Origin of the sequence: Pseudoalteromonas ardens, assembly GCF_030125445.1 — a bacterium.
Classification (GTDB): Bacteria; Pseudomonadota; Gammaproteobacteria; order Enterobacterales; family Alteromonadaceae; genus Pseudoalteromonas; species Pseudoalteromonas ardens.
The window spans coordinates 910,350-931,126 of record NZ_JASJUV010000002.1; the positions used below are offsets into that span (position 1 = coordinate 910,350).

General features: G+C 46.5%; 16 protein-coding genes. 7 read left to right on the top strand and 9 right to left on the bottom strand.

The genetic code is table 11. The features are described 5' to 3' along the window. The first annotated feature begins 40 nt into the window (after window positions 1–40). A complete protein-coding gene (locus QNM19_RS09035; protein ID WP_284026611.1) occupies window positions 41–616 on the top strand; it encodes a hypothetical protein in 576 nt (191 codons plus the stop codon). A gap of 89 nt (window positions 617–705) precedes the next feature. After that, window positions 706–2,382, top strand: a complete 1,677-nt coding sequence (gene recN / locus QNM19_RS09040) for a DNA repair protein RecN (RefSeq protein ID WP_049863982.1) — start codon at window positions 706–708, stop codon at window positions 2,380–2,382. A gap of 304 nt (window positions 2,383–2,686) precedes the next feature. On the opposite strand, the gene QNM19_RS09045 is transcribed toward recN, so the two are convergent. From QNM19_RS09045 to QNM19_RS09065, 5 genes are all read right to left on the bottom strand, one after another. Continuing rightward, entirely contained in the window at window positions 2,687–3,052 is a 366-nt protein-coding gene (locus tag QNM19_RS09045) for a hypothetical protein (RefSeq protein ID WP_156202225.1), read from the bottom strand. A gap of 46 nt (window positions 3,053–3,098) precedes the next feature. Beyond that, window positions 3,099–3,494 carry a hypothetical protein gene (locus QNM19_RS09050; RefSeq protein WP_049863984.1) on the bottom strand — a complete coding sequence of 132 codons (396 nt, stop codon included), beginning with the start codon at window positions 3,492–3,494 and terminating at the stop codon, window positions 3,099–3,101. Window positions 3,495–3,670: 176 nt separating this feature from the next. Next, the gene (locus QNM19_RS09055) at window positions 3,671–5,086 is read right to left on the bottom strand and encodes an FAD-dependent oxidoreductase (RefSeq protein ID WP_049863985.1); all 1,416 of its coding nucleotides are present in this window, start codon (window positions 5,084–5,086) and stop codon (window positions 3,671–3,673) included. Between the two features lie 8 nt (window positions 5,087–5,094). Then, a complete protein-coding gene (gene gltB, locus QNM19_RS09060) occupies window positions 5,095–9,555 on the bottom strand; it encodes a glutamate synthase large subunit (protein WP_284026612.1) in 4,461 nt (1,486 codons plus the stop codon). Between the two features lie 525 nt (window positions 9,556–10,080). Further along, window positions 10,081–10,428 (bottom strand): Grx4 family monothiol glutaredoxin, encoded by a 348-nt coding sequence (locus QNM19_RS09065; RefSeq protein ID WP_046006741.1) that lies wholly within the window; start codon window positions 10,426–10,428, stop codon window positions 10,081–10,083. 273 nt (window positions 10,429–10,701) lie between these two features. Here QNM19_RS09065 and QNM19_RS09070 point away from each other — a divergent pair, with 273 nt between their 5' ends. From QNM19_RS09070 to QNM19_RS09085, 4 genes are all read left to right on the top strand, one after another. Continuing rightward, entirely contained in the window at window positions 10,702–11,283 is a 582-nt protein-coding gene (locus tag QNM19_RS09070; protein WP_010382239.1) for a Fe-Mn family superoxide dismutase, read from the top strand. A gap of 424 nt (window positions 11,284–11,707) precedes the next feature. Continuing rightward, on the top strand, window positions 11,708–13,630 hold the full coding sequence (locus QNM19_RS09075) for a PrkA family serine protein kinase (RefSeq protein WP_010382242.1): 1,923 nt from the start codon (window positions 11,708–11,710) through the stop codon (window positions 13,628–13,630). Between the two features lie 23 nt (window positions 13,631–13,653). Then, a complete protein-coding gene (locus tag QNM19_RS09080) occupies window positions 13,654–14,934 on the top strand; it encodes a YeaH/YhbH family protein (protein WP_010382243.1) in 1,281 nt (426 codons plus the stop codon). A 14-nt stretch (window positions 14,935–14,948) separates the two neighbouring features. Next, complete coding sequence (locus tag QNM19_RS09085; protein ID WP_010382244.1) at window positions 14,949–16,460, top strand: SpoVR family protein; 1,512 nt, start codon at window positions 14,949–14,951, stop codon at window positions 16,458–16,460. Between the two features lie 58 nt (window positions 16,461–16,518). Here the strand turns inward: QNM19_RS09085 and QNM19_RS09090 are convergent, their stop codons facing one another. Then, window positions 16,519–17,490, bottom strand: coding sequence for a sensor domain-containing diguanylate cyclase (locus tag QNM19_RS09090; RefSeq protein ID WP_284026613.1), 972 nt, complete (start codon window positions 17,488–17,490; stop codon window positions 16,519–16,521). A gap of 4 nt (window positions 17,491–17,494) precedes the next feature. Next, window positions 17,495–18,499, bottom strand: coding sequence for a response regulator (locus QNM19_RS09095; protein WP_049863986.1), 1,005 nt, complete (start codon window positions 18,497–18,499; stop codon window positions 17,495–17,497). Between the two features lie 202 nt (window positions 18,500–18,701). On the opposite strand from QNM19_RS09095, the gene tpx reads away from it, so the two are divergent. Beyond that, complete coding sequence (gene tpx, locus QNM19_RS09100; protein ID WP_049863987.1) at window positions 18,702–19,289, top strand: thiol peroxidase; 588 nt, start codon at window positions 18,702–18,704, stop codon at window positions 19,287–19,289. 57 nt (window positions 19,290–19,346) lie between these two features. Here the strand turns inward: tpx and QNM19_RS09105 are convergent, their stop codons facing one another. Together QNM19_RS09105 and QNM19_RS09110 are read right to left on the bottom strand one after the other, a co-directional pair. Then, window positions 19,347–19,781, bottom strand: a complete 435-nt coding sequence (locus tag QNM19_RS09105) for a GNAT family N-acetyltransferase (RefSeq protein WP_049863988.1) — start codon at window positions 19,779–19,781, stop codon at window positions 19,347–19,349. Window positions 19,782–19,831: 50 nt separating this feature from the next. After that, the gene (locus QNM19_RS09110) at window positions 19,832–20,575 is read right to left on the bottom strand and encodes a sporulation protein (RefSeq protein ID WP_010382254.1); all 744 of its coding nucleotides are present in this window, start codon (window positions 20,573–20,575) and stop codon (window positions 19,832–19,834) included. Between the last annotated feature and the right edge of the window lie 202 nt (window positions 20,576–20,777).

Genomic DNA, 20,777 nt, shown 5'->3' on the forward strand with positions numbered 1-20,777 from the left:
AGTGAAATTTGTTTTCTATTTTAGGGAAAAGTAAACCAACATGAGCTACGTTGTTTTCGTATCTATTACTTTGTTGATCACCATTTTAGGTGTCTATGTAGTAATTGAGAATAACCGTAAAAAAGCACGCGAAGCCGAAAAGCGCGTGTTCAATGAGCGCCTGAAAGAGATCAGCAGCCACTTTAAAAGTAAAATCAGCGAATTTGTGAATTATAAACTGATCCGCCCTAAGCATGCGCCCCAGTTTAACGCCATTGTCGGCAACTTTTTTGTTGTTCAGGCCCATAATGATGACAATCTTGAAGCGCTGGAGCGTGTGACAGATCAACTCCTTGCAACAATAGGTAAAGAACTGAATAAATGCAGGGAAAATGGCAATATGGATTTATTGGCCGACCAGCTGTTTATGTTTGTCAGCGAGTTACCGTCTGCCGGGCTTGCCTACAATAAAGCATTTTACAGTGAAATATTACCTGCGCTGATATCTCGGATCCAAACCCCTGATACGCCGGTTCAAGCCGATGCTCAGGAAGCCGTACAGAATGAGGAAGAGTCTGTAACATCGAGCGAAAGTGACGACTCTTCAACACAACAGCAAAAAGCCGCGGCTCTGTAAGGCACTCACACACCAAAGTGTAATTTCAAGTTGCATTTTCTAAGAATGCTGTATAGATTAACAGTAATTATACTGTTTGGATATACAGCATGCTTATCAGTCTGCAAATTAAAAACTTTGCCATTGTTAACGAATTAACCATCGACTGGCGTTCAGGTATGACCGCTATCACAGGTGAAACCGGAGCGGGTAAATCCATTGCAATCGATGCATTGTCTTTGTGTCTGGGTGAACGCGCGGATGTTGCCAGTATTCGTCCGGGTGCCGCCAAAGCTGAGATCTCCGCTCAGTTTGATATCAGACAGCTCCCCTACGCACAGCAATTTCTGAGCGATCTCATGTTGGATGACGAAGAGCAAAACTGCATATTGCGCCGTGTCGTCATGCAAAATGGCCGTAGTAAGAGTTTTATTAATGGCAATTCGGTGACCGCTGCCCAGTTAAAAGAGCTAGGCCAACGCCTCATCGCCATCCACGGTCAGCACGCCCATCAGCTATTGCTCAAGCCCGAACACCAGCTCGGGTTGCTGGATGCCTATGCCGGGCACGACACTTTGCTGCATGCAGTACGCGCTCAATACCAGCACTATCACACGCTGCAAAAAGAGCATGCCGAGCTTATTAAACAGCAACAAGCACAGGCTGCCAAAAAACAGCTGCTTGAATACCAGGTTCAGGAGCTGGATGAATTCGCTTTGGAAGAGGGTGAGTATGAGCAGATTGAAACGGAACATACACGACTAAGCCACAGCCAGACACTGGCTGAAAGCTGCCAGCGCGAATTAATGTGCCTATCAGAGCAGGACGATCAGACAGTATTGGGCCAGCTGCAACATAGCGTACAGACTTTCATTGAGCTCAGTAATTATGATCCCAAATTGCAAGAGATCAGTCAGCTATTAGGAGAAGCCGCGGTACAACTCGAAGAAGGCTGCCGAGAACTGCGCGCTTATGGTGAAAACATAGAGCAAGACCCGGAGCGTCTCCAGAGCGTTGAAGACAGGCTGGCACAGGCCATGGCCTTATCACGTAAGCATCAGATCAACCCGGAATTACTGCACCAGCATCATCAGCAGTTACATGAAGAACTGGCTTCCATTTGCTCTAACAACGAACGCATTGAAGATCTGCAACACGAAATCGCGGAGGCACTACACGCCTATCAGATCTCAGCTGCACAGCTTAGCGAAAGCCGCGCACAGGCGGCACTGACTCTGAATGATCTGATCAGTGAAAGCATGCATGAACTGTCAATGGAAAACGGCCACTTTGCGATTCAACTCAGTCAACATGAAGACAGGCGCCCTAATGAGCTGGGCATGGATCAAATTGAATTCCTGGTTTCGACCAATCCAGGTCAACCTCTGCAAGCGCTGGCCAAAGTGGCCTCCGGTGGTGAACTATCGCGGATCAGTCTGGCCATTCAGGTGATTATCGCAAATCGCGTAACCACCCCCACCCTGATTTTCGATGAAGTCGATGTGGGGATCTCCGGCCCAACCGCTTCTCAGGTCGGTAAACAACTGCGCTTACTTGGTAAGTCAACTCAGGTTATCTGTGTAACGCACCTGCCTCAGGTTGCCTGTAGTGGCCATCATCAGTTCTTTGTATCTAAGCGCGTTGAAGGCGGGGAAACCTTTACGTCTATGCTCCCACTGGTTCAGGAGCAACGCATTGATGAAATCGCCCGCCTGCTTGGTGGCGACAAAATCAGCAGCACCACACTTGCCAGTGCTAAAGAGCTGCTTGAGGTGCAAGGGGCGTAATGCGGCAGATTGGCGGGTTGTGACAAAGTAAACCGGCAAACGACAAGCTCGATTTTGTATGATTTATAAATCCTCTAATGTCGTTTGCTTGTGTCTAGATTGATTGTCGACTCTGTACTGCATTAAAAACTCGAGGCGGGCCAGCCTTACAAAGTTATACGCTGTGCTACGCTCGACAGCAAACTAGTCATTCTTACCACGTACCTGAATGTACAACTTGAATTGCTTGTGTACCGTCAGTTCAAATGTACTATGCGAGTCGAGTCAACATAGCTAGACATAAACGATTTCCGTCCCGCAATTTTTAGTTGTCATAACCTAATAGCCCTTTTGCACAATAGACAACTGTGTCTGACACAGTTGAAACACAAAGCATATCATTCTCATCTGGACTCGATATTTCTACGCCAGACAGGCCATTGATAGAAACCTCCTTCTCGCTTCCCTTTGCGATTATGGACACTCTAGCCCCGTTATCATATTCCCATCCAGCAGACAGACTATGTATATTTCCACAAATGAAAGCCTCACAAATAAACTCTTGTTTTTGACTCGCCTTAGCGACTGAACAGGATGTGTCAACTACAGTACATGCAGCACATACTTTGAGGCTGGTTAGCAGGCCTACGGCAAAGAAACCTGGGAGCATTGATTGAATATTCACTTTCAAAACGTTCCTAAACGTGTAGATACCGACTTTAAGGTTGTCGAGAAATCTACCTAAATAGTGTGGGAAGTGCGCCATCTATCCAGGCCTGTACAGGAAGTCGCCCACTCTCCAGACAAATAGAATTTCCTGTTGAAGCCGGATAATCGAAATAGACGCACAACTCATCAATGTGTGTTGCCCAATCATTTATCTCGTACATGCCCACTAAATCGTGCTTTACACCAATCACGACTAGGCGCAGAGACGCCCTCAGTCCCCCGTTAAAATAACGACGATAGTTAAAAACCTTATCTCCATTACTGAGCGATCCTAAAAACTGAAATTCAGTCTGATCATCAATAACAATATGTTCTGAGGATGAGGCTGTATTTTTAAATATCAGACTAATATCTGAGCTAGTCGGTATAGTTACCAGAGCGATTGCGACAGTAATGTAGTTCATGGATCCCTCAATCAATACTTACGGCTCCAGCAGCTGGCTTGAGCGTACTCTACTTGATAACTCAGTCCAAGAACAGAGCGATTCCCCCCAAAAAACAAAAAGCCTACCGTACAGCGCAGCTGAGTTACGGTAGGCTTATTTAGAAACAGAATCACTCTTAGTGAAGTTTCACAACTTTATACCCCAAGATAGTCCATGATCCCTTCTGCAGCATTCCGGCCTTCAAAGATAGCTGTGACCACCAAGTCAGAGCCACGTACCGCATCACCACCTGCGAAGATTTTTTCATTACTGGTTTGATGTGTGAATGCGCCTTTTTCAGGGGCAACAATACCGCCCCACTCATTGATGGCAACGTCATACGCTGCAAGCCAGTCCAGGTTATGAGGTTTAAAACCAAACGCCATAATCACCGCATCAGCTTCAATCAGGTGCTCTGAACCAGAGACTTCCTGTGCCCGCCTGCGCCCGTTCTCGTCTGGCTCACCCAGTTCAGTTCGGACCATGCGCACACCCGTTACCTTGCCGTTTTGGTCTAATTCGATGCCTTTAGGCTGAACGTTAAAGCTAAACTTAACCCCCTCCTCCTTGGCATTTTTTACCTCACGACGTGACCCCGGCATATTGGCTTCATCACGGCGATAAGCACAGGTTACCGACTGCGCGCCCTGGCGCACAGAAGTGCGCACACAGTCCATCGCGGTATCACCGCCACCTAACACCACCACACGTTTGCCTGCCATGTCGATATACGCCTGCTTATTCTCATCGTATCCCATCACGCGGTTAGTATTACCAATGAGAAACGGAAGTGCGTCATACACCTGCTCAGCATCTTCATTATCCAACCCGGCACGCATGTACTGATAGGTACCCACGCCGATAAACACCGCATCATACTGAGACAGTAGTTCATCCATGCTGATATCTGTGCCAATTTCAGTATTCAGGCAAAACTCCACCCCCATTTCCGTAAATATCTCTCGACGCTTCTCCATCACCGACTTTTCCAGCTTAAATGATGGTATGCCAAACGTCAGCAAACCGCCGATCTCTGGGTTGCGATCGAATACCACAGGTTTCACCCCATTGCGTACCAGAATATCGGCACAACCTAGCCCGGCAGGGCCAGCGCCAATGATGGCTACCTTTTTATCGGTCCAGGTCACATAAGACATATCGGGCTTCCAGCCCTGTGCAAATGCCGTGTCTGTGATGTATTTCTCAATATTGCCTATGGTCACAGCACCAAACTCATCGTTCAATGTGCATGAGCCTTCGCAGAGCCTGTCTTGTGGACAAACCCGACCGCATACTTCCGGCAGGCTATTGGTCCGGTGCGACAACTCCGCAGCTTCCTGGATCCTGCCTGTACGGATCAATTTCAGCCACTGCGGAATATAGTTGTGCACCGGACACTTCCACTCGCAATACGGGTTACCACAATCCAGACAACGATCAGCTTGCGAGCTAACCTGCTGCTTGGAGAACGGTTCGTAAATTTCAACGAAAGAGCTCTTACGCGTCGTGATTGGCTTCTTTCTCGGGTCGATGCGCTGAACATCGATAAATTGATAGACATTTTCGCTCATACTTCCCCCTACTGTGCCTGTACACGTAATTCAGCACTGCTGCGTGCACGGTGCCCCAACAAGCTCTTCACGTCGCTAGATTTTGGTTTGATGAGCCTAAACATAGGCACATACAACTCAAAGTTAGCCAGGATCTGCTCTGCCCGGCATGATGCCGTGTGCTCAAGATGTTCTGCGATTAAACCCCGCAAGTGCTCCTGCATGGTTGCCAGCCCTTCCAGCGACAACACTTCGACCAGCTCAGGGTTATAACGCTTATCAAAATCCCCTGCTTCGTCCAGCACATAGGCAAAACCGCCTGTCATACCGGCACCAAAGTTAACCCCCACCTGACCAAGCACACATACCACGCCCCCAGTCATGTATTCGCAACCATTATCACCCAGCCCTTCCACTATGGCCTGAACACCTGAATTACGCACTGCAAAGCGCTCTCCGGCGCGACCAGCTGCATATAACTTACCGCCGGTGGCCCCATACAAGCAGGTATTACCAGCAATCGTGGCAAGGTGCGTCTGGAAGCTCGAACCAACCGGTGGGCGCAGCACCAACTTACCACCCGCCATGCCTTTACCAACGTAGTCGTTCGCATCGCCAACCAGAGTCATTTCCAATCCTCCGGCATTCCACACACCGAATGCTTGTCCGGCAGTACCATGTAGCTCAATCACGACAGGATCTGCTGCCATCCCCTGATTGCCGTGACGAGATGCAATATAGCCAGACAACATGGCGCCCACGGAACGATCGGTATTTTTGATCCGATTCACCAAAGACGTGCCTGTTTTATCGTCTATCGCCTGTTTTGCCTTATCCAGTAAGCTCTCATTAAGTTGCCCTTGGTAGTGCGATGTATTCGGCGCACTGCAATAGAGCGTTTCGCCCGAAGGATTCGCAGGTTTTGCCAGTAAAGGCTGTAGATCAAGCTTTTGCTGTCTTGCAGTCGTACCTTCCAGCACCTCAAGCAGGTCCGTTCGACCAATCAGATCGGTCAGCTTGCTTACTCCCATCGACGCCATAAGCTCTCTCGCTTCCTGAGCGATAAAGCGAAAGTAATTCATCGCCATTTCTGGCAGGCCATGGTAGTGCTTCTGTCGCAGTGTCTCGTCCTGTGTTGCGACACCTGTCGCACAGTTATTGAGGTGACAAATACGCAGGTATTTACAACCCAGCGCAACCATAGGTCCGGTGCCAAAGCCAAAGCTTTCAGCGCCGAGAATGGCCGCTTTGATGATATCCAGACCGGTTTTCAAGCCACCATCCGTTTGTAAACGGATACGGTGACGCAGCCCATTTTCAACCAGAGCCTGCTGAGTCTCAGCGAGACCAAGCTCCCAGGGACTGCCGGCATACTTAACCGAGGTAAGCGGACTGGCGCCTGTACCACCGTCATATCCCGCTATGGTAATTAAGTCTGCGTAGGCCTTCGCCACACCGGTGGCTATCGTGCCCACTCCAGGCTCAGACACCAATTTGACAGAGATCATGGCCTGAGGGTTGACTTGCTTGAGGTCAAAGATCAGCTGCGCTAAGTCCTCAATGGAGTAAATATCATGGTGCGGCGGTGGAGAGATCAAGGTGACCCCAGGCACTGAATATCTTAATTTAGCGATATAAGGCGTCACCTTTTCTCCTGGTAACTGACCGCCTTCTCCAGGCTTCGCGCCCTGCGCGACCTTTATCTGGATCACATCGGCACTTTGCAGATAATGGGGTGTCACCCCAAAACGGCCTGATGCCACTTGCTTGATACGCGAGTTTTTCTCCGTACCAAAGCGGAGTTTATCCTCACCACCTTCACCGGAGTTAGAACAGCCACCAAGCCGGTTCATAGCAATTGCCAGGGCCTCGTGAGCTTCTGGTGAAAGCGCACCAATACTCATTGCCGCTGAGTCAAAACGTTTGTATAACTCAGTGGCAGGCTCAACCTGATCAACATCTATTGCAGGACCACTGGTATTGAGCTTGAGTAAGTCCCGTAAATTGGTCACTGGCCGGTTGTTTACCAGATCCGCATATTTTTGATAATCCGCGTAGTTACCGGAGCGCACTGCAACCTGGAGTGACTGTACAACGTCCGGGTTATAGGCATGGTACTCGCCACCATGGACGAATTTTAATAAACCGCCGTGTGACAGTAACTTGCGCTTGCTATACGCCAGCTTGTGTAACTGTACGCCGTCAGCCTCAAACTCCGCAAAGCCTGCCCCCTGTATCCGACTGCTGACACCTTTAAAACACATATCAACGATTTCGTCTGACAGACCGACCGCCTCAAACAGCATAGAGCAACGATAAGACGCGATTGTACTGATCCCCATTTTGGACATGATCTTGTACAGGCCTTTATTAATCGCATTGCGATAAGCTAGAGTGACATCGCGATAAGTTTTCTCAATGACTTTACTGTCGCACAAAGCAACCAGCGTCTCGTAAGCCAGGTATGGATAAACCGCGGTTGCACCAAACCCGAGCAACACTGCAAACTGATGTGGATCGCGCGCACTGCCCGTCTCCACAATAATGTTAGAGTCACAACGCAGATTGGTATTGACTAACCGTTGCTGTACTGCTCCGACTGCCATCGCTGCGGGTACCGGCATAGTATCTTTACTGATAGCTCGGTCGCTTAATAACAGCATCACACAGCCGTGCGCCGCTTTTTCCTGTGCTTCATCACAGACCCGAGCGATTGCACTTTGCAAGCTTTCGGTTTGTGGATCGTAGTTCAATGAAATACGACACGCACTGTAATGGTCATCGTCAGCTGCCAACAATTGCTGTATGTCTGAATAGGTCAAAACTGGTGAATCAAACTGGAGCCGTTTAGCATGCCCGGTGGTTTCGTTAAATACATTCTGCTCACGACCAATACAGGTCGCCAGTGACATCACGTGGTTTTCACGTAACGGGTCAATTGGTGGATTAGTAACCTGTGCGAATTTTTGTCTAAAGTAGTCGTAGGGCGAACGGATCCCTTCCGACAACACGGCAAATGGCGTGTCATCTCCCATTGACCCTGTTGCTTCCTGGCCATTTTGACCCATCACTCGGATCACTTGCTCAATTTCTTCGTTGCTGTACGCAAACAGCTTTTGATAAGTCAGCAAGGTATCGTCATCAAAATCCCGCTGACCCGCATCCGCCTCAGCCAGGGCTTCAAATGGTGTCAGCCGCTTCACGTTTTGCTCTAGCCAGGTTTTATATGGGTGTCTGGCCTTAAGATCTTCGTCGATTTCGTCGGATTGCCAGATCTTGCCATGCAGTGTATCCACCACCAATAGTTCACCTGGTCCAACACGGCCTTTCTCAATGACTTCATCGGGCTCGTAATCCCAAATTCCGACTTCAGAGGCCAAAGTAATAAAACCATCTTGCGTGATCACATACCGCGCAGGTCGCAGGCCATTTCTGTCCAGGTTACACGCCGCAAAACGACCATCAGACATCACTATGCCTGCTGGGCCATCCCACGGCTCCATGTGCATTGAGTTAAAGTCGTAGAATGCTCTGAGCTCATCATCCATAGCACGGTTTTTTTGCCAGGCAGGCGGCACCAACATGCGCATCGCGCGAAAGATATCCATGCCACCAGCCAGAAATAATTCGAGCATGTTGTCCAGACTGGAAGAGTCTGAACCGCTTTCATTGACAAACGGCGCAGCATTTTGCAAGTCTGGCAACAACGGCGAAGCAAACTTATAAGCACGCGCTTTTGCCCACTGGCGGTTGCCGGTAATGGTATTTATTTCACCATTGTGCGCCAGATACCGGAATGGCTGCGCTAACGGCCAACGCGGTTGCGTGTTAGTTGAAAAGCGCTGGTGAAATACACAGATGGCACTTGTCATACGGATGTCTGCCAAATCCAGATAAAAGTTTGGCAGATCGGCCGGCATCATCAAGCCTTTGTATATAGTGACAAGGCCTGACAGACTCGCTATATAAAAGTCTGGATCTGCTTCCAGGCGCTTTTCAATACGTCGTCGCGCAATATACAGTCGGCGTTCCAGGTCTTTTGGTCGCCACCCTTCCGGTGCAGACACAAACACCTGTTCAAACTGAGGTAATTGCTCTGTGGCAATAGGACCTAGCATACCTGGATCTGTCGGTACTGTCCGCCAGCCCACTAGCGTTAAAGTTTCTTTTTCTAATTCTTCGTTGATGAATTCACGTGCTTGCCTGGCAAACGACGTATCCTGGTTAAGAAACACCATACCCACGGCATAGTTTTTCCCCAGATGCCAGTCATTTTCAGCCGCAATTGCTCTGAAAAAACTATCGGGCTTTTGCAGCAGCAAGCCACATCCATCTCCAGTTTTTCCATCCGCAGCTATGCCCCCACGGTGCTGCATTCTATCCAGGCCAGTAATTGCCGTACGGATCAGCTTATGGCTCGCCTGACCTTGCGTGTGTGCAATCAAGCCAAAACCACAGTTTTCTTTTTCTAATGCCGAGTCATATAACATGGACTCCTCCCCTTGCTACAACTGCCAGCCGGTAATTTCAGACGAACTACTGGCAGATAATCAAAGCTAGCCTTGATTAGTATTCGAGTCAATACAATAAAGAATAGTTATTCACATACATGAATATTTCTCATTAAAAGGTACTCAAATCACTTCTTCTCATATAAAAAAATATTGATTAAAGGTAGAGAACCACAAAATGACACCGGTATCAAATCAAAAAAATAGGACAAACCGCACAAAAAGAGGGAAGTTTACGTTAACGTAACCCAATTATTGACATGAATAAATATTCACTATTCACCTTGTGAATTTGGCAACCCCTTGATTTGTGCAGGACGCGAGCTTGACGCATGCGTAAACTGAGTGTTGCAAAACTTAAAATACACCGTGAAACAAGAGAAAAGATATCAATGATAAAAGCACAAATAAGCTGGTGCGGACCAAGATCAGAAAGGAGGGAAAAGAAACAAAAAAGGGGCATGCAATCAATAGTCACATGCCCCACTATGAGTTAAATCAGACTTACTCGGCTTTTTCAGCGTCGTCTTCTTTGTACTTAGCAGCAGTTTCAGCAATCAATGGCTGCAACTCGCCTTTTTGGAACATCTCGATAATGATGTCACACCCACCGATCAGCTCACCCTCAACCCACAGCTGCGGAAAAGTCGGCCAGTTGGCATAATGAGGCAGCTCAGCACGAATGTCCGGGTTAAGCAAAATATCGACGTAAGCAAACTGTTCACCACACGCCATCAGCGCCTGAGATGCCTGCGAAGAAAAACCGCAGTTAGGTAACTTAGGTGACCCTTTCATATATAGAATGATCGGATTCTCTGCGATTTGCTGTTTAATCTTTTCAATGGTTTCCATTATTTACCTCAAAATGACGATAGCATAACTCATAATCGCACCCGCTTTGCCGGACACTGCCTGTCAGCCATTACTCTGCCCGTACAAAATAAATGCAATCTGAGCCATTCATTTTACAAGTCTTGGCTATTGCCATTGCTGTTTGCCAAAACTTGAGTAAAATACTCAGGAATTATAGTATCACTATATGCCGTCAAATCGTATAGAAATGTAAGCTAAGAAAGACATTGCTTTTATTTGCTTTGACAATTAAACAACGAAATGGAGATTAACATGGCTTTTGAACTACCGTCACTTCCGTATGCTATCAACGCGCTTGAGCCGCATATTTCTCAGGAAACGCTTGAGTTCCACCACGGTAAACACCACAACACGTACGTTGTAAAACTGAACGGCCTTATCCAGGGCACAGACCTTGAGAACAAATCTTTAGAAGAAATCGTATGCAACTCAGAAGGTGGCGTATTCAACAACGCGGCACAGATCTGGAACCACACTTTCTACTGGCACAGCCTTGCACCAAATGCAGGTGGCGAGCCTACTGGTAAAGTCGCTGAGCTTATCAATGCAAAATGGGGCTCTTTCGCAGCATTCCAGGAAGCATTCAATGATAAAGCTGTTAACAACTTCGGTTCTAGCTGGACTTGGTTGGTACAACTTGCTGACGGTTCTTTGGATATCGTTAATACATCTAACGCAGCAACTCCTTTAACAGAAGCAGGTGTAACGCCAATCATCACTGTAGACCTGTGGGAACACGCTTACTACATTGACTACCGTAACGTTCGTCCAGACTACCTGAAAGGTTTCTGGGCACTGGTTAACTGGGATTTCGCAAACGCAAACCTTGCTTAATTCTGAGATAACGCAAAAAGGCGCTTTTTAGCGCCTTTTTTGTTGCCCTTTATACCTGATTGTCGTCACTTATCACCGCCCCGTTATCCCAATAAATAACACTTCAATTCCATCACCTGCGGTCTACTCCGCATAGAGCATTTCCGTTATACGCTGCTGACACCAAGTCAGGGACTGACAAACACCTTCAACCCAACCAATTGGCACAAAGATACCTGCCTTACTATCCTAATTAGACCATTTATATGAAATCTGTAAGTAAAAGCTCCTTAAGGTCAATTGACACCCACATTCCGCACTAATGCATTGAGCTGAATAGACATTAAATTACTGGAATTTTTAGGCAATTTTTAAATAACCCGACTAAGCTTTAAATAGCCTTGCATTAAGAGACCGCATCATCAACAGGTTATTGGAGTTCATTATGAGTATATTTGAGCATTACCAGTCCAGATACGAAGCGTCCCAAGAAGAAGAGTTCACGATTGCGGAATATTTGGAAATATGTAAAGAAGATAAAGCTGCATATGCGAGCGCCCCTGAGCGCCTGCTAATGGCAATTGGTGAACCTGAAATGGTTGATACTTCGACAGATGCGCGGCTCAGCCGTCTGTTCTCAAATCGCGTGATCGCACGCTACCCCGCTTTCCATGAGTTTTATGGCATGGAAGACGCCATCGAACAGATCGTTTCTTACCTAAAACACGCCGCACAAGGCCTGGAAGAGTACAAGCAAGTACTTTACTTGCTCGGCCCGGTCGGTGGGGGTAAGTCTTCGATTGCCGAGAAGCTCAAATACCTGATGCAACAGGTGCCCATTTATGCAATTAAAGGCTCTCCGGTCAACGACCACCCGTTGAGCTTGTTTAATCCGCTCGAAGACGGTGAGTTACTCGACAAAGAGTACGGCATTAACAGTCGTTATTTACGCACCGTGATGTCCCCTTGGGCGACCAAGAGATTGCATGAATTTAACGGCGACATTTCTAAATTTAGAGTGGTAAAACGCTATCCCTCTATCTTAGACCAGACAGCCATCGCGAAAACTGAACCCGGCGATGAAAACAATCAGGACATTTCCGCATTGGTTGGTAAAGTCGATATTCGAAAATTGGAGCATTACGCTCAAAATGACCCCGATGCATACTCATATTCAGGCGCACTGTGTTTAGCGAACCAGGGCTTAATGGAATTTGTGGAAATGTTTAAAGCCCCCATTAAAGTGTTGCACCCATTGCTCACCGCGACGCAGGAAGGCAATTATAACGGCACAGAGGGTATCTCTGCTCTGCCCTTTAACGGGATCATATTGGCGCACTCCAACGAGTCCGAATGGCAATCATTCAAAAACAATAAAAACAATGAAGCGTTTCTGGATCGGGTCTTTATCGTTAAAGTGCCTTACTGCTTGCGAGTTTCAGAAGAAGTTAAGATTTACAAAAAGCTCATAGAAAACAGCGAACTTAAAACTGCTCCTTGTGCACCAGGTACGCTTGAAACCTTGGCTAAGTTTTCGACTCTGTCACGTATCAATGAGCCTGAAAATTCCAGCATCTATTCTAAGATGCGTGTTTATGACGGTGAGAGCCTCAAAGACACAGATCCAAAAGCGAAGTCTTATCAGGAGTATCGAGACTACGCCGGAGTCGACGAAGGTATGACTGGCCTGTCTACTCGCTTTGCATTCAAGATATTGTCGCGCGTATTTAACTTTGACCATGCAGAGGTTGCCGCAAACCCTGTGCACTTGTTCTATGTACTGGAGCAACAGATTGAACGCGAACAGTTCAGTGCTGAAGTTCAAGAGCGCTATCTCAGCCACCTGAAAGGCTACTTGATCCCGCAATATGTGGAGTTTATTGGTAAAGAGCTACAAACAGCGTATCTCGAATCTTACTCAGAGTACGGACAAAATATTTTCGACCGTTATGTCACATATGCTGATTTTTGGATTCAAGATCAGGAATACCGTGATCCGGATACTGGCCAGCTATTCGACAGAGCGGCACTCAATGCCGAGCTTGAGAAAATTGAAAAGCCAGCTGGTATTTCGAACCCCAAAGATTTTCGTAATGAGATCGTCAACTTTGTCTTGAGGGCCCGCGCTCACCATAATGGCGCAAACCCTGTCTGGACCAGTTACGAAAAACTCAGGACGGTGATCGAGAAAAAAATGTTCTCAAACACAGAAGAGCTGTTACCGGTTATCTCATTCAATGCGAAAACCTCAGCTGAAGATCAGAAAAAACACGAAGACTTTGTCAATCGTATGATGGAAAAAGGCTATACCCAGAAGCAAGTCCGCTTACTTTCCGAGTGGTATTTACGGGTTAGAAAATCTCAATAACATTAGCGGTTGGAGGGTGTTCTATGGCACATTTCATCGATCGTCGACTGAATGGCAAGAATAAAAGCACGCTGAATCGTCAGCGCTTTATTAGACGCTACAAGAAACAGATAAAAGAAGCTGTTTCTGATGCCATCAATAAAAGGAGTGTCACTGATATTTCCAGCGGTGAGAGCATCTCTATACCGCAGCGAGATATCAGTGAACCAATTTTCCATCAGGGCAAAGGTGGTAATCGCGAGCACATTCACCCAGGCAACGATCAGTTCACAACAGGTGACAAAATTCAGCGCCCGCCCTCAGGTCAGGGCGGAGGCGCTGGCGAGGGTAATGCGAGCGATCAAGGTGAAGGCCAGGATGATTTCGTTTTTTCCATATCGAAAGACGAATATCTTGACCTGTTGTTTGAAGACCTTGAGTTACCAAACTTGCAAAAAAGCCAGCTCGACAAATTGGTACAAATGAAAACACACAGAGCTGGCTTTTGTAATGACGGTATGCCCAGCAATCTCGACATTGTACGATCTTTAAAAGGATCTGTTGCACGCCGAATTGCCATGACAGCCAGTAAAAGAAAACAACTCAAAGAGTTGGAAGAAAAGCTAGCGCTTTTGTTACAGGAACCTGTTCCCAAGCAAACCGAGATCCAACAACTAGAGCAGGAAATCGCAGAACTCAAACGCAAGATTGATGCAGTCCCATTCATTGATAATTACGATTTGCGGTTCAGAAACTACGAAAAGCGACCACACCCTACGAGCAAAGCCGTTATGTTTTGTTTGATGGATGTATCAGGCTCAATGGACCAGGCAACTAAAGATATGGCAAAGCGCTTTTATATTTTGCTATATCAGTTCTTAACACGTACCTACAAAGACATTGAAGTTGTTTATATTCGCCACCATACGCAGGCCAAAGAGGTCGACGAGCAGGAGTTTTTCTACTCGCAGGAAACCGGCGGTACCATTGTATCGAGTGCGTTAAAATTAATGGATGAAATTATTGCTGATCGTTACGCGCAGGGCGATTGGAATATTTACGCTGCGCAGGCATCTGATGGCGATAACTGGGCGGATGACTCTCCTCACTGTACTGATATACTAACGAACAAACTGCTAAACACAGTGCGTTACTACGCCTATATCGAAATCACCACACGTGCTCACCAGAGTTTGTGGCGCGAATACCAAGGTATTGCGGACACATTCGACAACTTTGCCATGCAGCATATTCGGTCAGTGGAAGATATCTATCCGATATTCAGAGAGCTGTTTAAGAAAAACCGACAACAGAATGCAGCCTAACAAGGGGAGTGCCTATGACGTATAACCCGCTAAATGATGGCCCGGATTGGACGTTCGACCTGCTTGAAGAGTATCAGGCTGAGATTGCCCGTGTTGCGGCCCATTACAGACTGGATACCTATCCGAACCAAATTGAAGTGATCACCGCAGAGCAGATGATGGATGCCTACTCCAGCGTTGGCATGCCCATTGGCTATGCGCACTGGTCTTACGGGAAGAAATTTATTCAGACCGAGCAAACTTATAAACGAGGGCAAATGGGACTCGCTTATGAAATTGTGATTAACTCAGACCCTTGCATTGCCTATCTGATGGAAGAAAATACCATGCCAATGCAGGCGTTGGTTATGGCACATGCATGCTACGGACACAATTCGTTTTTCAAAGGCAATTACCTGTTCAAAGCCTGGACAGATGCCTCTTCAATTATTGATTACTTAGTTTTTGCAAAAAACTATGTTGCCAAGTGCGAACAAAAATATGGGATAGATGAGGTAGAAAACCTACTAGACTCTTGTCATGCCCTGATGAATTATGGCGTGGATCGCTATAAACGCCCTCAACAGATCTCAATGTACGAGGAACAGAAGCGTCAAAAAGAGCGTGAGGACTACCTGCAGTCACAGGTCAATGAACTTTGGCGGACTATTCCACAAGGCAAGCAACAGGACGAACGAGAAGACGTCAAGTTCCCATCTGAGCCGCAGGAAAATATCCTGTATTTCATCGAGAAAAACGCACCGCTGCTGGAATCCTGGCAACGTGAGATAATACGGATTGTACGCAAAGTCTCTCAGTACTTTTATCCACAACGACAAACGCAAGTCATGAACGAGGGGTGGGCGACATTTTGGCATTACACAATCCTTAACCACCTGTATGACGAGGGTAAGTTGAGCGATGCATTCATGCTGGAGTTCTTGCAAAGCCACACCAATGTTGTTTATCAGCCTCCCTATAACAGCAAATTTTACTCGGGCATTAACCCCTATGCGCTGGGCTTCAATATGATGGTCGATATACGTCGGATCTGCGAGAACCCGACTGATGAAGACAAGTATTGGTTTCCGGAGTTTGCTGGCAAAGACTGGTTGGATACCCTGCACTTTGCTATGGAAAATTTTAAAGATGAGAGTTTTGTGAGCCAATTTTTATCGCCAAAGATCATGCGCGATTTTAAGCTGTTCACCATTATAGATCAGGAAAAGTCCCCTCATCTGGAAGTTGGCGCTATTCATGATGAATCAGGCTATCAGAAAGTCAGAAATAGCCTGTCTGCTCACTATAACTTGAGTAACCATGAGCCCAATATTCAGGTTTACAATGTAGACATACGAGGTGACCGCTCACTTACTTTGAGATACGTACCACATAACAAAGTGCCCCTTGCAGATTCAAAGAAAGAGGTTATAAAGCATTTATATCGATTATGGGGCTTCCCCGTTAAGCTTGAAGAACTTCAGGACGATGGGTCGGTGAGCATATTAGGCCAGTGTCCTCAGGAAAGTAAAGAAGACGCTTTATAGCAAAAAGCCCTTTTAAAAAGGGCTTTTTTGTTTTTATTATTCCAAATACCAGGCCTAGTTAATGAGCCATTGAAGGGTCGTATACAGTCACAATGTTACGACCATTTTCTTTTGAATGATACAAGGCAGTGTCCGCGGCCTCAATCCACTGCTCATACTTTTCAAAATTGTCGTCACAGCAGGCAATACCCAGGCTCACCGTTAATTTAATTTCTTTATTATCATAATAGATGACTGAGTTCTCAATTAAGCTACGCAGCCTCTCAGCAAATACTTTGGCCCCTTCGGCGTCAGTATCAACTAATGTTACCGCAAACTCTTCACCACCATAACGCCCCGCAACATCTGTTTCACGGAGTGTCTTTTGCAGCAGATCTGAGATATGGCGAATAGCCTCATCACCGCCGCTATGTCCATAGGCATCATTGATACGCTTAAAGAAGTCGATGTCGAACATCAGCAAACTGCTGCTACCATGGCTGCGCTGCAAGCGTTTGAACTCTGTCCTTAAACTCTCCTCCCAGTAGCCCCGGTTGGCCAGCTTAGTCAGGCTATCTGTGCGGCTCATCTTTTCCAGAGTTTTGTTGACCTTTTCAAGCTCAAGCTTGTTCATGGCTTCGTCAGTCACATCGTAAATGATGACACAGATGTGCCCCACTTCACCGGTCACTGTCGTCAGTGGAATAAAGGTCGCATTTTGATACATATAGTCGGCTTTGCCGGTAATTGGCCGATAATTCTTAAAGCGAAAAATATAGGGCTGCTGCTCCCAGATAGTAAACGAGCGATTCTTCAATACAAAAACAGGTTCTGATTTACTCTTAAACCACGCTTCGTCAATACCAGGGAACAAGTCGAACACGTCTTTGTCTTTAACTGCGCTTGGCAATAATCCAGAGTGGTTTTCCATAAAGCCATTCCAGACGCACACTCGATAATGCCTATCCAGCACAACCAGGCCGACATCAACTGTGTTAAACATATCCATCAACCAATGGATCTCATTCATGTCAAAATCAGATGCAGGCATAATTTTAATCTTCTAGCAGGTACTCAACTTTATATTTGAGTGTTTTTAGTGAGTCTTCGGTAAACAACAACATTAAATCACAATTAATGTCATGGTTTTCGATCCCGTAACTAATTTCAATCGCTAACGTACGTTGCCATCTGGCTTTATTTGCCTTCACCAGTTCAGACACTTCGCAGTGCTGTCCTAGTACCACAGGATGACCTTGGCTGAATGGCATGTCGAGTTGCTTCGAGAGTCCTGTCAATATTGCCCCTATCAGAATATTACTGATGTCCATGAGCAACTCAAGCTCCACTTTTTGGTTGAGCTCCCCCTGATAACTCATCAGCGACGCAATTTCCTTAAAACTGGAATCATTGAGCAGCAATAAGGCTTCTCCGGACACGCCACCACCAATGAACCCCTGACACACACCCGATGTTGTAGCGCTGGCATCGATAGCTTGCAATGCCATATGCAGTTCACTGACTTCAAGGACGTTGACATTCGGAATAGGTAATTCCACGAAAACGTTTAACAGACGTGCTAGCAGATCACCAGCCTGGCCCATTGCCACATTGGTGATTTCCTGATAGATATCACGGATCTCAGGTTCAAGTTGCTCCCCGAGTTTATGCACCAGATTGGCCCGGATGGCTTTGTCTTTGATCCCATGATGCGTGATGATTTCTTCCAGCTTCGCGGCATCACAGGGTTTTCGAATAAAATCTATTGCACCTAGTTCCATGACTCTTTGGTGCGCGTTTGGCTGGATATCTCCAGAGACGACGACTGTCAAAACATTCAATCCTTGTTCGTTTATTGCTTGTAGCACCTCATATCCATCCATGTGAGGCATATTTAAATCTAGAAAAAGTATCTCTGGCGAGACCACTTTTATTTTTTCAATACAGTCCAGGCCGTGCTCAGCAAATTCTACTTTAATATCCCAGTCGTCCGGCAATGACCGCGCCAGTTGCCGGCGAGCCAATTTTGAATCATCGCATATCAGGACAGGTGTTGACATAAAAGCTCTCTTCGCTTAGCGGCTAACTCGTTGTAAGAAGCCGTAATTTTTCTAATTATAGTTATGACACAGCAGCATTTTAGGACCTACATGGTAATCAAAGCTTGGCCGATTTACAATCCAATTTACTGCAAAGGTTGGTTATATAATTTCAGTATAATACACTGACGAGAATTGCAAAAAATTTAAAAGGGAATACGTTATGCGGATCATCACCTTGCTTGCTGCGTCTTTATTGACAATGACCAACCCACTCCATGCCAGTGAGCTGCCTGAGAACCAGGTTGACGCGGGCAAAGTCAACGCTCAGGGGAAACCTGTTACCTTATTAGGCCAGGGTGTTAAAGTCGGCGACACTGCACCGGACTTCAAAGTTGTCGATGGCAACTTTGTACCTGTTACCTTAGCCAACTATCAGGGCAAGCCCGTTCTGATCAGTGTGGTGCCGAGCCTGGACACCGGGATCTGTAGTCTGCAAACTAAGTACTTCAATGAAAAAGTAGCTAAGGAGTATGCAGGCGTGGCAATGCTCACCATCAGTGCGGACCTGCCCTTTGCACAAAAGCGTTTTTGTAAAACAGAAAACATCGACCAAATTGATACCCTGTCGGATTCAGTCTGGCGCGACTTTGGCGCTAAGTACGGACTTTACATCAAAGATATGGGACTATTGAGCAGAGCCGTTCTGGTCTTAGACAAAGACCACAAAGTCGTATACAAGCAGTTAGTCAGTAACCTGGCCAGTGAACCTGACTACCAAGGTGCCATCGAAGCACTTAAACAACTCTGACTAGCATAATATGCTACTGACCTGGTATACAGTAAGCACTGTATACCAGTACCTGCCCTAGCGTAATACCATATCTATATGCTCAATCCCATCTTCCAGATAGGCCTCGCCACAAGGTACAAAACCGAGAGACTGATAAAATTGAGTCAGGTAAGTTTGCGCTGCGATTTTTATCGGTTGTGGTCCATAGTGTGCGTGACAGGCTTCTATCGCTCGGGCCATCAAAGTTTGTGCAACTCCCTTCCCTCGACATTCTGGTGACACCAACACACGCCCAATTGCACTGACACTAGGTTGCGGCTTGTAACATCGGGCATAGGCCTGCACTTCACCCTGTTGAATTAAGAAAACATGAAGTGTATCAGCGGCTCTGTCAACTTCATCAATTTCCTGATATGCGCAGGCTTGCTCAACAACAAACACGGCAACCCGGGTCTTCAAAATGCTGAAGAGCTCGTCGTGTGACAACTGGTAAAAGGTTTTAACTTGCATGGATTTTATCACTGTGGGTAGATACGCCTCCGGTGAGGCGTAAAATAGATTCAGGCAAATAGCCTTTCAAGCTGATCGCACAGCTGAGACAGGTTCACATGGTCATGCTCAATTGTCAGGTCTACATAGCCATCTCCACGAAAGGCTCTGTCGAGCTCAATCAGCACATGGGTGCGATGTGCTTCCGGCACAAAGGATAACTCAACTTCCTGAAGCCCGAACAAAGACGTATTCGCCGGGCGGTATTCAATTTCCTGATAGCAACCAGATACCGACTGAAAATTCGACGCTTTCAAATAGCCACGCTCAACATCCGCTTTAATCATCCGAAAGCCGAGCTTCTCCATAGCCATTAAACAGTTCTTAACCGCTTCATTCGGATAGATATGCAATAGGTCTTTATCACTGGGATCTAAAGCCAGATCGATATCCAATCCGGTTTCAAGCCACACATAACTGTGGTTATACGGCGCATTAATTTCAGTGATTGGGGTTTCAGAATGCAACCGGGCCTCAAACGGGATCACTTTTTTCTCACCTGGTGCTATGGTGAATTGGCTACCCACACGCCACTTTTCAATGACCTGATTTGCGTAGTACTCGCCATTGTCTCCTTCAACCTTGACTTTGGTCATCAGCGCTAACTCTAAACCGCTAATTTCTTGTTCAACATCTCCACCCACAACAACGATCTGAGCCTGAAATTTCTGACCCGGATGCAGGTGTTCTGTTTCTAAAATTGTATCTACTTTCGCGGCACCAATACCTACGGATGCCAAGAGCTTTTTAAACATCTTATCTCCTCTCGAGGATGTCCCCTTATCCGCATCTTAACCACATTTTTTCTGGTTTGTCAGCGAAAATTTATAGCAATCAGCCAAATAGTTGAGGATAAACCTTATAACAATCGCCATACGGCATTTACCATTCACTACAGCAGCCAATTTTTCATTTATATATCAGATTGTTTTGTTACACTGCTAACACCTTCGACTT